This window comes from Devosia sp. SL43 (genome assembly GCF_021729885.1).
GTDB lineage: Bacteria > Pseudomonadota > Alphaproteobacteria > Rhizobiales > Devosiaceae > Devosia.
The window spans coordinates 59,880-74,035 of sequence record NZ_CP063401.1; the positions used below are offsets into that span (position 1 = coordinate 59,880).

Annotated in this window: 12 protein-coding genes; 8 read left to right on the forward strand and 4 right to left on the reverse strand. The window is 63.6% G+C overall.

Translation table 11 applies throughout. The annotated features are described in order from the left end of the window. The first annotated feature begins 22 nt into the window (after positions 1-22). Positions 23-3,340, forward strand: a complete 3,318-nt coding sequence (locus IM737_RS00320; RefSeq protein WP_236897428.1) for an OmpA family protein — start codon at positions 23-25, stop codon at positions 3,338-3,340. 154 nt (positions 3,341-3,494) lie between these two features. Next, positions 3,495-4,049 (forward strand): hypothetical protein, encoded by a 555-nt coding sequence (locus tag IM737_RS00325; protein WP_236897430.1) that lies wholly within the window; start codon positions 3,495-3,497, stop codon positions 4,047-4,049. On the opposite strand, the gene IM737_RS00330 is transcribed toward IM737_RS00325, so the two are convergent. Together IM737_RS00330 and IM737_RS00335 are read right to left on the reverse strand one after the other, a co-directional pair. After that, on the reverse strand, positions 4,046-4,984 hold the full coding sequence (locus tag IM737_RS00330; protein WP_236897432.1) for an alpha/beta fold hydrolase: 939 nt from the start codon (positions 4,982-4,984) through the stop codon (positions 4,046-4,048). The genes IM737_RS00325 and IM737_RS00330 overlap by 4 nt on opposite strands. Before the next feature lie 90 nt (positions 4,985-5,074). Next, positions 5,075-7,099, reverse strand: coding sequence for a lytic transglycosylase domain-containing protein (locus IM737_RS00335; protein WP_236897434.1), 2,025 nt, complete (start codon positions 7,097-7,099; stop codon positions 5,075-5,077). Positions 7,100-7,383: 284 nt separating this feature from the next. Between IM737_RS00335 and dapA the strand changes: the two genes are divergently transcribed. Both dapA and smpB read left to right on the forward strand, forming a co-directional pair. Further along, the gene (gene dapA, locus IM737_RS00340) at positions 7,384-8,259 is read left to right on the forward strand and encodes a 4-hydroxy-tetrahydrodipicolinate synthase (RefSeq protein WP_236897436.1); all 876 of its coding nucleotides are present in this window, start codon (positions 7,384-7,386) and stop codon (positions 8,257-8,259) included. 5 nt (positions 8,260-8,264) lie between these two features. After that, positions 8,265-8,762, forward strand: coding sequence for an SsrA-binding protein SmpB (gene smpB, locus IM737_RS00345; protein WP_236897438.1), 498 nt, complete (start codon positions 8,265-8,267; stop codon positions 8,760-8,762). On the opposite strand, the gene IM737_RS00350 is transcribed toward smpB, so the two are convergent. Both IM737_RS00350 and IM737_RS00355 read right to left on the reverse strand, forming a co-directional pair. Beyond that, entirely contained in the window at positions 8,763-9,302 is a 540-nt protein-coding gene (locus tag IM737_RS00350; protein WP_236897441.1) for a hypothetical protein, read from the reverse strand. It lies immediately after the preceding gene. A gap of 59 nt (positions 9,303-9,361) precedes the next feature. Continuing rightward, the gene (locus tag IM737_RS00355; protein ID WP_236897443.1) at positions 9,362-9,931 is read right to left on the reverse strand and encodes a LabA-like NYN domain-containing protein; all 570 of its coding nucleotides are present in this window, start codon (positions 9,929-9,931) and stop codon (positions 9,362-9,364) included. 230 nt (positions 9,932-10,161) lie between these two features. On the opposite strand from IM737_RS00355, the gene rpoZ reads away from it, so the two are divergent. From rpoZ to acpS, 4 genes are all read left to right on the forward strand, one after another. Further along, the gene (gene rpoZ, locus IM737_RS00360; RefSeq protein ID WP_236897445.1) at positions 10,162-10,530 is read left to right on the forward strand and encodes a DNA-directed RNA polymerase subunit omega; all 369 of its coding nucleotides are present in this window, start codon (positions 10,162-10,164) and stop codon (positions 10,528-10,530) included. Positions 10,531-10,835: 305 nt separating this feature from the next. Beyond that, positions 10,836-13,124, forward strand: a complete 2,289-nt coding sequence (locus IM737_RS00365) for a RelA/SpoT family protein (protein ID WP_236897447.1) — start codon at positions 10,836-10,838, stop codon at positions 13,122-13,124. Next, positions 13,111-13,701, forward strand: a complete 591-nt coding sequence (gene pyrE / locus IM737_RS00370; RefSeq protein ID WP_236897449.1) for an orotate phosphoribosyltransferase — start codon at positions 13,111-13,113, stop codon at positions 13,699-13,701. The genes IM737_RS00365 and pyrE overlap by 14 nt, the downstream gene beginning before the upstream one ends. Next, complete coding sequence (gene acpS, locus IM737_RS00375) at positions 13,698-14,126, forward strand: holo-ACP synthase (RefSeq protein ID WP_236897451.1); 429 nt, start codon at positions 13,698-13,700, stop codon at positions 14,124-14,126. Before pyrE ends, acpS begins: the two co-directional genes overlap by 4 nt. Positions 14,127-14,156: the final 30 nt, after the last annotated feature.

Genomic DNA, 14,156 nt, shown 5'->3' on the forward strand with positions numbered 1-14,156 from the left:
CGGGCTTCTCACTGGAATCGGAATGATCAGGGATCTCCTTAAGTGGATCGTGCCAGGACTGGCCACAGTCCTGGGCGGAACGACGCTGTGTCTGGCGATGACCTCGACTGACATCACCGACAATCTGGCGGCACGAAGCACCGAGGCGGCGCAGCGCGGCGGGTACCATTGGGCCGAACTCTCGTTCGACATGCGTGATATCACCCTGTCCGGTACCACCACCGATCAGGCCCTGGTCGACACGCTGGCACATCGTCTCGGCGACCTCCCGGGAATTCGCAGCGTCACGACCAAAGTCACCCTGGCGCCGGTTGCATCGCCCTATCGTCTGGAAGCCAGCCTCGAAAATGGCATCGTTTCGCTCGACGGTGGGGTGCCCGATGAAACCACCCGCCAGCATCTGCTTGACGTCGCTGGTCTCAAGCAAGGCAATCTCGAACTGCGCTCCGGCATGCCCGACCGGCAGGCCTGGACATCGGGTGCCGAATTCGCCCTCGCGCAGCTGAAATATCTTGATCAGGGCCAGGTCGCGATCGACGATCTGACCGTCAATCTCACTGGCCGAGCCAAATCCGAGCGCGATTTCCGCGACCTGCTCATCGTCATGCGGGCAGGGGCCCCGGCTGGAGTGACACTCGGGGAGGTCGCAATCACGCCGGCGCTCGTTTCACCCTATCAGTGGAGCGCCACCTCAGACGGCAAACGCATCGATGTCACCGGTTTCGTCCCGGATGAAACGCTCGTCGAGCGCTTCCGCACCGCCGAAGTCGCCGGTCTGCCGGTCGCGACCGGTCTGGCGCTGGGCTCCGGCGAACCTGCTGGATTTGCCGAGCTTTCTCAAAAGCTTATCGAACAGCTTGCACGTCTTGAATACGGTTCGGCCACCATCACCGATGGCGAAAGCACGCTGACCGGCGCGCCGCCTACTGCCGAAGTCGCCCAGGCCATCGTGACCGAACTCGGCGCAGCCGGCTCGATCATCGTCCTGGATCCGCCGCGCATTGAGGATTACTGGGTCAGCGCCACGCTGCAGCCTGGTGGTCTCATGGTGTTCGACGGATACGCCCCCGACGAAGCAACGCGTGCGGCCCTCGGCGAACGTCCTGGCGCCGATATCACTTGGCTGAAGCTCGGTCGCGGTGCCCCTGAGCGCTACCAGTCGGCCGTCGATTTCGGCCTGGCGGCCCTCGGCCAGATGAGCGAGGGCCGCTTCGCCCTCCGCGACAATATCGTGACGCTGACTGGTGTCGCCAGTTCTGCTGCGGAGTACAAGGCCTTGCTGTCCACCGTCGCCGGCTCCGCTCCCCAGGGTCTGGTCTTGGCCCGCGCCGAAATCCTGGCGCCACGCGCCAGCACCTATGAGTGGACCGCGTCCAAGGACGCATCCGGCAAGGTCGTCCTTTCCGGCTTCGCCCCCAATCCGGATGCTGCTGCGACGCTGCTTGCCGCAGCAGGGACAGGCGCCTCCGAAACCCTGACCTATGCCTCAGGCGAACCGATCAATTTCGTCGCTTCCGCACAAACAGGCCTCGCCTTGCTGCAATGGCTTGGCGATGGCCGGATCAGCTTCGACGGCAGCGGCTGGCTGGTAACCGGCACTGCCAGGACGCCCATCGACAAAGGCGCTCTTGAAGCCGATTTCGTGACGCGCCAGCTGGCCTCCGCTGGCTGGTCGATGGCTGTCGCCGAGCCGGCTCCGGTTATTCCCGAAGCCTCGCCCTATAACTGGTCCGCAACCCGCAGCGATGGCGCCGTGACCCTGGCCGGCCATGTGCCAACCGCGGCCCTGCAGCGGTTCCTTGCCGTGCATAGCGGCGACGGTGTCAACGACACGACTGCACTGGCCACTGGTGCCCCAGCCGATTTTGTCGCCGCCGCAACCGCTGCCCTCGATGCTGTGCTGGCGCTCTACCAGGCCACTGCATCGTATGACGGAACCACCTGGTCCCTGACCGGTGTTGCGACCACCGCCGAAGCCCGCGATGCCACACTGGCCACCTTGGCTGCCGCCACCGACACTGCCACATGGTCCATCGACGTCAGCGCGCCTGACCCAGTGCCCGTTGCGACCGTGCCCTATGTTTGGTCTGCAACCAAGGCCGCCGATGGCGTAGTCACGCTGACCGGTCTCATTCCCGCCGATGCGCTGCAGCGCTTCGTCGCCGTGCGGGCAGGGGATGGCGTCATCGACCAGACAACTGTCGATCCAACAGCGCCTGCCGGCTTTGCCGAGGACGTCCTCGCGGCCATCGACGCACTGGCAGCACTCAGTGAAGGCTCCGCGCGCTTTGATGGCACGCAATGGAGCATCGACGGCGCGTTGAGCAGCGTGGCCGACTCCGCCACGATTGATGCCGCTCTTGCTACCGCAACAACGCCGGCTGACGCCTGGCAGCTGACCCTGATGAGCCCTCCGCCCGAACCCACGGTGGCCGAAGAGCCACCAGTTGCGGAGGAGCCGGTCACGGCAGAAGAGCCTGTCGCTTCCGCTGAGCCGCTGGCCACGGAGGAGCCTGCGGTTGAGCCTGCTGAACCCGAAGCGCCCGCCGAACCAGTCATTGACCCGGCTTACGCCTTCTCGGCAACACGCTCCGCCGATGGCGCAATGATCCTCAGCGGCCAGGTGCCCGCCGATCCGGCTCTGCGCTACTTCGCCGCCATCACCAAGGGTGACATCGTTGCCGTCACCCTGGCGCAAGGGGCGCCGGCAGGCTTCCTGCCCAGCGCCGAAATCGGCCTCCGAGCCTTGCTGCAACTCAGCCAGGGCCAGCTCGATTTCGCCGCCGGCGCCTGGACCCTCAGTGGTACCGCCGCCGATGCCGCTACCCGGGATGCCATAGTTGCCGCGATCGGCGCCGATAGTGCCGCAATCTGGAGCACCAGCATCGACGTGCCGCCACCCGTGCCCGAGCCCACGGCCTCGCCGACGCCTGAGCCAAGTTCGGCACCACCAGCCAAGGCGGACATTTCCGCCTGCCTGGCGCCGCTTGCCGAATTTTCGGCCCGCAACGCCATCCTGTTCCAGTCCGGAGCGGCCATCATCGCCGCTGAATCCGAACCGGCGCTCGATGAACTGGCCGTCGACCTGGGCGCGTGCCCTGACGCCGTGGTTCATGTCGAGGGCCACACCGATGCCGATGGCGACGAACAGCTCAACATGGCCCTGTCGGTCGCCCGCGCCGAGGCGGTCGTCAACGCTTTGATCGAACGTGGCGTGACCGCCGCGCGGCTCTATGCCGTCGGCTATGGCGAATCCACCCCGATTGCCGATAACGACACCAGCGCCGGCAAGCGTCTCAACCGTCGCATCGTCGTGACGGTGACCGATGACCATTATTGATAGGAGGCCTGCCGGCGGGATAGCGCGATGAGTTGGCACTCCCTAACGTTTCTGATGGGCTACTATTGGCCATACTTGGCTGCGGCTGCGGTGATCGGCCTTGCCGTCGGCTGGCGCAGCTTTAACCCGCCACCCAAGGCGTGAGCGTGCCAGCGTGACCAGCGTTGTTCATATCGCCGAGACCGCCTTGCTGCTGCTGGTTGCCTATCTGGCCGGCTGCATCCTGGGCTATGGGGTGCATCGTATCCTTCACGCTGGGCGCGGGACGCGGCAGCCCACCGTTGTCGCCGCTCCGATTGTCACCGCGCCTCCTGCGGCTTTTTCGCCCACGCCCAAACCGCCTCGCACGCCCGCCGCCCGCCTGGCCGCAGCACACGAGCCTGTCGAGACGAGGCCGACCCTCCCCAAGCCAGAACCAAAGCCCAAGCCGGCCCCCAAGCCAAAGCGCCAACCCGCCGATCCAAGGCCGCCGGCACTCGACGCGCCACGTGGCGGCCAGGCCGATAATCTTAAGCAGATCAAGGGCATCGGCCCCAAGATCGAGGCGTCGCTCAATGGTCTCGGCATCTATCACCTCGACCAGATTGCGGCCTGGACCAAATCCAATATCGATTGGGTCGATAGCCAACTGGCCTTCAAAGGCCGCATCCGCCGCGAGCAATGGGTGGAGCAGGCAACTGAGCTCACTAAGGCGAAGGTCGGCGCCTAGGCAGCGCGCCCCAGCAACTTGGTGCTCGTGCTGATGACGAACTCCGCCACCGCCTCGATCTCCTCACGCTGATCGAACAGCGCGGGCGAGCCCTGACCAGCGATCGTGAGCGCCACCGCATCGGGCCGCCGACGCGTCATTTCATCGAACGTCTCGCGCCGCAGTTGGTCCGTCAGTTGCGTCCGCATCAGCATCAGCGGCGCGCAGGTCAATGCGTCAAACAGCGGCCATTGCGCCATCAGCACGTCGTCGAAATTGATGTCGGCCAAGGCGGCAACGAGACGCGGATCATAGAGCGGCTGCGGCCGTCCGCGTTTGTCGATGGCGTGGCTGCGGCCCATCAGCTCGTCGAGCCTGTCATCCGGAAGCCCCGGATAATCGCCCCCGAGAATGCGCCGGAAACCCGCTGTTACCGCCTTGGTGCCGCGCAGCGCCTCCACATGGGCCAGATTGTTGCGCAACCGCACGATGCCCCGCGAATCCGTCACCGGCCCGGAATCGAGCAGGACTGTGCCGGCAAAGAGCAGGGGATGCATCGCAGCCAGGGCCATCGCCACCTGTCCACCTTGCCCTTGTCCGAGCATGATGGCCCGGTCGATCCCCAGCGCCATGATGATCGACGCTACATCGCGCGCGTCGGCGAGCGAACCATAGTCCTCGGCCCGTGCCCGATTGTCGGCGCGACCACGGCCCGGCAGGTCGATCAACACCACCGGCCACTCGCCCCCGCCCATGCGGCGGAAGTAACCGGCGAACTCCGTGAAATCGCTCATATTGCGCTGATAGCCGGGGATGCAGATCACTGGCAGCCTGCGGCTCGAAAGCCGGCCGGCAACATGCACTGCAGCGCGCAACCCACCCGCCAAGGTCACCTGGCTGACCGGCAGGTTGGCAAAGGCCGGATGATCGGCCGGAACGGTTCTCTGGCGAGGCATGGGCACCTTGGTGACGAACAACGCAAAGTCTTCTAGCACCGGGGCAGTTACGCGACAGTGCTTATCTCCGTTGTCCGTTAACAGCGATGACTATTGGATCGTCCGCAGCGCCTGTTGCAGGGTGATCCGGCTGTCGCCCAATCGCTCGCGATAGACCAGGTAATTGCCCAGCACGCGCTTCACATAGAGCCGCGTCTCCTGGAACGGGATCAGCTCGACCCAGATCACAGGATCCACATTGCTGGCCCGTGGGTCACCATAAGCCGCGATCCATTTGTTGGCGTTGCCCGGCCCGGCATTGTATGCGGCGGCCGCCAGCACCAGCGATCCGTCGTAGCGCTTCAACTGAGTGGCGAGATAAGTCGATCCCAGCAGCGCATTATAGGCCGCGTCGCTCACCAGGCGGCTAGGCGAATAGTCGATGCCCACGTCCCGCGCCACGTCTCTGGCCGTGCCCGGCATCAACTGCATCAGGCCGCGCGCCCCCGCCGACGACACTGCATCCACCTGGAACATCGATTCCTGCCGCGCGATGGCGTAGACCGCAGCGCGGTCCGTCGCCAGTTGCGCATCAGCAGGCACGCCATCCTTGGGAAAGCTGAACAAATCCAGCGGCGTGCCGCGCTGATCGGCGGTGTTGGCAATGCCGATTGCCAGATAATGTGCGCCAATCTCCTGCGCCAGCCGTGCCGCCAGCAGCAACTCGGGCCCGCTCTGCAGGCCATTGCCATAGTGCCGAAGCAGGGGCACGGCCATGTCGCGCTGACCATTGGCCGCCAGCAGCCGCACGGCACGCACAATCTCGTTGCTGTCAAACAGCGTCTGGCTCGCCTGCCAGTCGGGCAGAGGACGGATATCGACGCCCGCCTGGCCCAGTTCGGCCCGGGCCAATTGTCCATAATAGACGGTGCCCAGCTTTGCCGCCGCTTCGAACGCCGCCTGCGCTCCGGCCTGGTCGCCAAGCGCCAGATTGGCCCGCGCCAGCCAGTAGTTGGCCTGCGTTACACTGTCGGCCAGCGTCGAATGCGGCAGCATGGCCTCGAAATGCGTCTTGGCCGCCGCCGCATCCTTCAGGAAGGAGAGTGCGATCCACCCGGCATGGAAATGCGCCTCCACCAGTCGACCTTCGGGGCCATGCGTGTAGCCGGCCGCCGCCTGATAGGCCAGGCCGGGCTGGCCGACATCGAGCAGCCTCCGCACCAGCGTTCGCCGCTCATACCACCACTCCGCCATGTCCGGCGCTTCGTCCGGCGCCTTGGCCAGCCAGTCGACCGCGCTCTGCCACAACTCGAACTGCCGTGCCCGCTGAGCCCGCGAGAAGATAAAGACCGGATTGTCCTGCATACTGGGATCGACCGCATCGAGCAGCGCCTTGGCATTGTCGGCATCGCGCGACACCGCCGCACGGGCCACCACCAGCGACACCTGTTCAGGACTGAGGAACTCGACCAGCCGCTCACTGCCGCGCGCCCGATCATGCATCATCAGGTGCATGGCGCGCTGCCAATGCGTCTCGCGATCCAGCAGCGAGCCCAGTTTGGCCAGTACCGTCTGTTCCAGTGTTTCAGTCAGGAAGTTGTCTATCCATAGGCTGCGGGCAAGTTGGGTCGCCTTGTCCGTCTCGCCGGTGCTGAGATAGGCCGCCGCCAGCGCGATTTGTCCATCGATCGTCTCCGGAGGTGCGCTTCCCAGGGTGCCTATCACGGTCGCGTCGTCAGGCTCACCAGCGGTCAGGGCTTGCTCGATACGGGTGCGATAGGTGCCATCGGGCGCAAAGCCCGGTGCATCCGCCGCAAACCGTTCGACCGACTGATAGTCGATCTTGCCGCCGTTGAAATAGATCGCCGCCCACTGCACCGCCCGCCGTTCCACCGCATTGGGCAGGCCGCTGGCCAGGTCATAGGCCGCAACAGGATCGCCGCCGATAAGGGTCTGCAACGCGGTCCGAAACGCGGCCGACCCCTTGGCATCGGCCACAGGCATGCTGACGCTGGGCTGCACCGCGCCTGTCGTCACCGTATCGATCCCGTCATTGGCCGTCGCAAGGAAGAGGGGGGCAAAGCTCGCCAGTCCCAAAACCGCTGCGATGACGCTTGCCCGAAAGCTCTGCTTCATCTGCCGTCCTGCTGGTACGCAGCGTCTGTCGCGGGTTCGTCCCGCCGGCAGGCGCCTTCTACAAATCCAGCAAGGTGCCCCATCCTTGCGGTTAACCCGACGTTACCTGGTTTAGGTAAACATCGCGTTGCCGCCGGATGTCCCGGCTGGTCGCGGGCACAACAAACCGTTGTGATGCAGCCCGATAAAAACTATGGTGCGCCGCGTAAAAACGGCGCTACAGCCGCTCTATGACACAATGCCACGTCCGAACTGTGGCAATCCAAACCAAGGACTTTCGACAAATGCTGCGAGGATCGATTACGGCGCTCATCACTCCCATGCTCAATGGGAATGTTGATGAGAAAGCCTTCGCCAGCTTCGTCGATTGGCAGATATCAGAGGGCACGCATGGCCTGGTGCCGGTTGGCACCACCGGCGAAAGCCCCACCGTCAGCCATGAAGAACATCGTCGCGTCGTCGAGATTTGCGTCGAGGTCGCCAACAGGCGCGTGCCCGTCATCGCCGGCGCCGGCTCAAACTCGACCGCCGAAGCCGTCTCCCTGGCAAAGTTCGCCGAACAGACCGGCGCCGATGCCGTGCTGTCGGTCGTGCCCTACTACAACAAGCCCAATCAGGAAGGCCTGTTCCAGCATTTCTCCGCTGTCGCCAAGGCCATCGGCATTCCCGTCATCCTCTACAGCGTTCCAGGCCGCACCATTGTCGATCTTGCCGTCGACACCATCGCCCGCCTGCACGACGCCCATGCCAACATCATCGGCGTCAAAGATGCGACGGGTAACCTCGAGCGCGCCACCATGCAGCGCAACAAGCTGGGCAAGGATTTCATCCTGCTCTCGGGCGATGACAGCACCGCTCTGGGCTTCAACGCACATGGCGGCCACGGCTGCATCTCGGTCACCTCAAACGTCGCGCCCCGCCTCTGCTCGCAGATGCAGGAGCTGTCCCTGGCCGGCGATTTTGTCGGCGCCCGCGCAATCAACGACAAGCTGGCCTACCTGCACAAGGACCTGTTCATGGAGCCCAACCCGTCTCCGGCCAAGTATGTCGCCAATCGGCTCAACCTGTGCGCCAACGAGATGCGTCTGCCACTGGTCCCGATCAGCAAGCCGACTCAGGACGCCATGGACTTTGCAATCGCCCATGCAGGTCTTATCTAACCTCCATGGCCCCAAAGAACGACAAAGCAAAGAACGGTGTGATCAGCCACGGTCTCGTGGCTGAAAACCGTCGCTCGCGCTACGATTACGAGATCGGCGAAACTATGGAGGCTGGCCTCGTCTTGACCGGCACCGAGGTCAAGTCACTGCGCCTGGGCAAGGCGCAGATCACCGAATCCTACGCCTCTCCCGAAAAGGGCGAGCTCTGGCTGATCAACGCTCACATCCCAGAATACCTGCAGGCCAACCGCTTCAACCATGAGGAGCGTCGTCCTCGGAAGCTCTTGGTTTCGCGCAAGCAACTGGCCCATCTTGGGGAAGAAGTCTCCCGCGCCGGCAATACCATCGTGCCGCTCAAGCTGTTCTTCAACGACCAGGGGCGCGCCAAGGTGCTGATCGGCATCGGCAAGGGCAAGAAGAACTACGACAAGCGCGAAACCGAGCGCAATCGCGACTGGAACCGCGACAAATCCCGCATCATGAAAGAGGGCGGCCGGGGCTGATTACCGCGTGATCAAGATCGGTGCGTCGCCGGGGCCGACCGTCGTTATCGTCCCCGGCTTCGACGGCGGTGCCTCGGTAACGGCCAGTTCATAGTTTCCGGCGCCGCCCTTCTCGCCTCTTACGACGATGAGATAGGTGCCATCCACCGGCAACGTGACGCCAGTGATGAGCCCCTGGCCGTTCCCGCCGGAAAAGCCATCCTCCGTCAGTTCCCGGCCGCTGTCCGGCATAGTCACCGACACGCTGTTGTCCCATGCACTATAAAGGCCGACGGCGATCCGCTGCCCCTTGGTTGCCGCCAGGGTCCAGCCTTGGCGTTGATCGACCCCGAGCGTGCCTTGGACTACCGACCCGATAGATACGGAGCCGACATCGACGATCGGTTGGAGCGGAGCTGACTGGTAGGTTGTGGAGGGCGGTCGCGGATTCATCGCGCGGCTACATCGTCCGACCGCCACTACGACGAGCCCGGCCACCATCACTATAAAGATGACGACATGCAGTGGCCGCGATGCGTCCAAGCCTCTTGGTACCTGCATGATAATCTGCCCTCAGTCTGGGCGAGATACTAGCAGTCCGAGGACGTGGCAGCCAACACTCAGCTCTCTTCGGAAACGGGCGCCGCAACCGGCCGCGTGCTCGGTGGGCGGCCAACCGTCTTGGCCAAGTCCGCCACATCGATGAAGAAATCGGCCTGCCGCCGCAGGTCGTCCGAGATCATGGGCGTGGATGTGGTCAGCGTCGACACAACCGTCACCCGCTTGCCCTTGCGCTGCAAGGTCGCCACCAGCGCGGTGAAGTCGCCATCACCCGAAAACAGCACCATATGGTCGTAAAACGGGGCCAGTTCCAGCGCATCGACGCAAAGCTCGATGTCCATGTTGCCCTTCACCTTGCGCCGTCCCGCCGCATCGGTGAATTCCTTGGCCGGCTTGGTCACGACTGTGAAGCCATTATAGTCCAGCCAGTCGATCAGCGGCCGGATCGAGGAGTATTCCTGATCCTCCACCAGCGCCGTGTAGTAGTTGGCGCGCAGCAGGTACGCGCGCGCATTGAAATCGGCGAGCAGCTTCCGATAGTCGATATCGATGCCGATGGCCTTGGACGTGGCATAAAGATTGGCGCCGTCGATAAAGAGTACGATCTTCTCGCGCGGGTCGATGGGCATCTCAAATCTCCCGATATGCGGCACGCCGCTCAAATTGTCGCGTCGCCGAGGCGACTAAAATAAGTTCCGCAGAGAACGTTAAATTAATTTCGGTATTCGCACGTTTCATCTTCAGTGGCAAGATGTCCCTCCTGGGCGGTGGGAACGTGCGGGGCAGGGCAGGCGATGCTTGTGCCTGCCGCACCTCTCGTGTATGGGGTGCGTTCATTCCATAAATTTTGGAGACGTCTGTGGCACGCGTCACCGTTGAAGACTGCATCGAAAAGATCGAAAACCGCTTCGATCTCGTTCTCATGGCCGCGCACCGCGCACGCATGATTTCGTCGGGCTCCCAGATCACCGTCTCGCGCGACAACGACAAGAATCCCGTTGTTGCCCTTCGCGAAATCGGCGACGGCGCCATCTCTCCCGATGACCTGCGCGAGGACCTGATCCACTCGCTGCAGAAGTATGTCGAGGTCGACGAGCCTGAGAGCCACGCCGCTCCGCTGATTGAAAGCGCCGGCGACGACGATTCGATCAATTTCGACACCATCAGCGAAGAAGAACTGCTGCGCGGCATCGAAAGCCTGGCCCCGCCAGAACGCCGCGACGACTGATTTTTTGGTCTGTCGGCCTGCATTCAGCACCCTCGGCGCGAGCCGGGGGTGTTTTATTTTGGCGATAGGCCGTTCACCACGATGTCATTCCGGCGAAGGCCGGAATCCATGTCCGTGGCCATCCGCGACATCCAGCTTGCGGCCAAATGCGTGACATGGATCCCGGCCTGCGCCGGGATGACACCGCGATTACAAGGGCGACACGCCTTCCCATCGCCACCCAACTCAGATACTCCCTCCGCCACCCTTCCCAAATCCAATCAAAGCGCTAAGCTCATTTCTTCGAGCGAGCGGCGACCACCCCAATGATGCGTCAGTACGAGCTTGTCGAACGCGTTCAGGCCTATAACCCGAACGCCGACGAGAATTTGTTGAACAAGGCCTATGTCTACGCCATGCAGAAGCATGGCTCGCAGAAGCGTGCCTCCGGCGACCCCTATTTCAATCATCCGCTCGAAGTCGCCGCCATTCTCACCGAGCTCAAGCTCGATGACGCCTCGATCGCCGTGGGCCTGCTGCACGACACCATCGAGGATACCGATGCCACCCGTGCCGAGATCGACCAGCTCTTCGGCTCAGAAATCGGCGCCATCGTCGATGGCCTGACCAAGATCGAGCGTCTCAACCTGGTTTCCCGCGAGGAAGCTCAGGCCGAGAACCTGCGCAAGCTGCTACTGGCCATCAGCCAGGACGTCCGCGTGCTGTTGGTCAAGCTCGCCGACCGTCTCCACAACATGCGCACCCTGCAATACATGCCACCCGAAAAGCGGACGCGTATCGCCCAGGAAACCATGGATATCTATGCCCCGCTCGCCGGACGCATGGGTATGCAGGACATGCGCAACGAGCTGGAAGACATCTCGTTCAAGATCCTCCAGCCCGAGCATTACGACGCCATCGTCGCCCGCCTCGACGAGATGCAGGCCGAGTATCGCGAGACCATCTCCACCATCTCGACCGAGCTCAGCGAGCGCCTCGCTGCCGAGGGTATCACCGCGCGCGTCAAGGCAAGGGTGAAGTCGCCCTTCTCGATCTTCAACAAGATCGAACGCAAGTCGATTGCGCTGGAGCAGCTCTCCGACATGATCGGCTTCCGCGTCATCGTCGGCTCGCCCGAGGAGTGCTACCGCACTGTCGGCGTCGTCCATACCCGCTGGAAGGTCGTGCCCGGCCGCTTCAAGGACTATATCTCGGTCCCCAAGCACAACGATTACCAGTCCATCCACACCACAATCGTCGGCCCCGGCCGCCAGCGCGTCGAGCTGCAGATCCGCACCGAGGAGATGGACCGCGTCGCTGAATTCGGCATCGCCGCGCATGCCCTTTATAAGGATGGCGCCTCCGCCGATCTCAGCCGCATCGAGAACGAATCCCAGGCTTATGGCTCACTGCGCCAGACCATCGGCCACCTGACGACCGGCAACTCGTCTACCGAGGATTTCCTCGAATACACCAAGCTCGAGCTGTTTCAGGACCAGGTGTTCTGCTTCACCCCGCGCGGTCGCCTCATCGCGCTGCCACGCGGCGCGACGCCCATCGACTTCGCCTACGCGCTGCATACCGATATCGGCGACACCACGGTCGGCGCCAAGATCAACGGCGCCATCCTGCCGCTGGTGACCCAGCTCCGGTCCGGCGACGAAGTCGAAATCATTCGCGACCAGAACCACGTGCCGCCGATGAACTGGCTGGGCATCGCCGCCACCGGGAAGGCACGCGCCGCTATCCGCCGTTCGGTCCGTCATGCCGCCACCCAACGCGCCTTTGCCCTGGGCGAGCACGTGCTCAACATGATGCTCGAACGCGAAGGCGTCATGCTCGACGACAGCGAGGCCAAGGCGCTCGCTGAAGCCCTCAACACCGCCAGCCGCCGCGACCTGCTGATTGCGGTCGGCGAAGGCAAGATCGGCTCCGAGCCGCTGGGCGCCGAACTGGCTCGCATCAAGGGCCTGCGCAAGCGCCGCCGCAAGCTCGATCTGCCAGTGGCCGATACGGCCGATGGCTGGTTCGCCCTGCGTGCCACCGATCTCTTCCGCTTCCGCGTCCCGGGCGGCCAGCGCTCAGGCTCCCGCGCCAAGGCCGCTCTAGCCCAGCTCGATTTCCATATGCCGGTCACGGTATCGGGGGAGGGCGTTGTGCCCGGCGATCGCCTCGTCGGCATCCTCCAGCCCGACACTCCCATGCTGGTCTATCCCATCCATTCCGAAGCGCTGATCGACAAGCACGACAGCGATGTGGCCTGGGTCGACGTGCGCTGGAACCTCAAGAGCGGCGACGACAAGCTCTATCCGACCGTCATCACCATGGAGTCGGTCAACAGGCCTGGTTCCCTTGCGCAAATCTCGGCCGCCATCGCTGCCTGCGAGGCCAACATCAACAATCTGGTGATGCGGATGATTTCGCCCGACTTTCACCAGATGATCTTCGAAATCGAGGTGCGCGACCTTGCGCAACTGACCGATGTTCTGGCAACGCTCAAGCGTAGTCCCGGACTGAGCGCCGTGCAGCGCGCCGGTATCCGCGAAGCCTCGATGATTTCGACGCTCGAATGGGACGGCAAGGTCGACAAGAGGTTTATCGATGACGAAAGATGATGTGCTGGACATTTTCCGCGAATGCGGCGCCATGCTCGAAGGTCATTTCATCCTCTCGTCCGGCCTGCGCTCGCCGGTCTTCCTGCAAAAGGCCAAGGTGTTCCAATACGCCGCCCAGACCGAAAAGCTGTGCAAGGCCCTGGCCAGCCGCATCCGCGCCGAATTCCCCGACGTCACCAAGGTCGTTTCGCCTGCTATCGGCGGCATCATCCCCGGCTACGAAACCTCGCGCCACCTCGGCGTGCCTGCCCTCTATACCGAGCGCGTTGAGGGCAAGTTCGAACTGCGCCGCGGCTTCGAGATTGCCCCTGACGACAAGGTCATCGTCGTCGAAGACATCGTCTCCACCGGCCTTTCCATCCGCGAATGCGTCGAGGCCCTGCGCGGCATCGGTGCCAACGTGGTTGCCGCCGCCTGCCTGATCGACCGCTCCGGCGGTGAAGCCGATGTCGGCGTGCCGCTGGTCTCCCTCATCGAATACAAGGTTCCGGCCTATCCCGCCGACCAACTCCCGCCCGAATTGGCTGCCATCCCCGCCATCAAGCCGGGCAGTCGCGGCATTCAGGGGGTAAAGTGATCATCGGTCTCGGCTCCGACCTCATCCAGATCCATCGCGTCGAGCAGACCCTCGCCAAATACGGCGATCGTTTCACCAATCGCTGCTTCACCGAGATCGAGCGCCGCAAGTCCGATCGCCGGGCCCAGCGCGCCGCCTCCTACGCCAAGCGCTTCGCCGCCAAGGAGGCTTGCTCCAAGGCCTTGGGCACCGGCATCAGCTGGGGCGTCTACTGGCGCGACATGGGCGTGGTGAACCTGCCATCCGGCAAGCCGACCATGCAGCTGACCAACGGCGCCGCAAAGGCCCTGGCCCGCCTTGTGCCGCCGGGCCACACGCCCCACATCCACCTGACCATCACCGACGACGCCGGGCTTGCCCAGGCCTTCGTCATCATCGAAGCGTTGCCAACCGTTGCAATTGACCCGGCCGGGACAAAGGCATAACCCTGCCGCGCTACCTTTCCGGGGAATTTC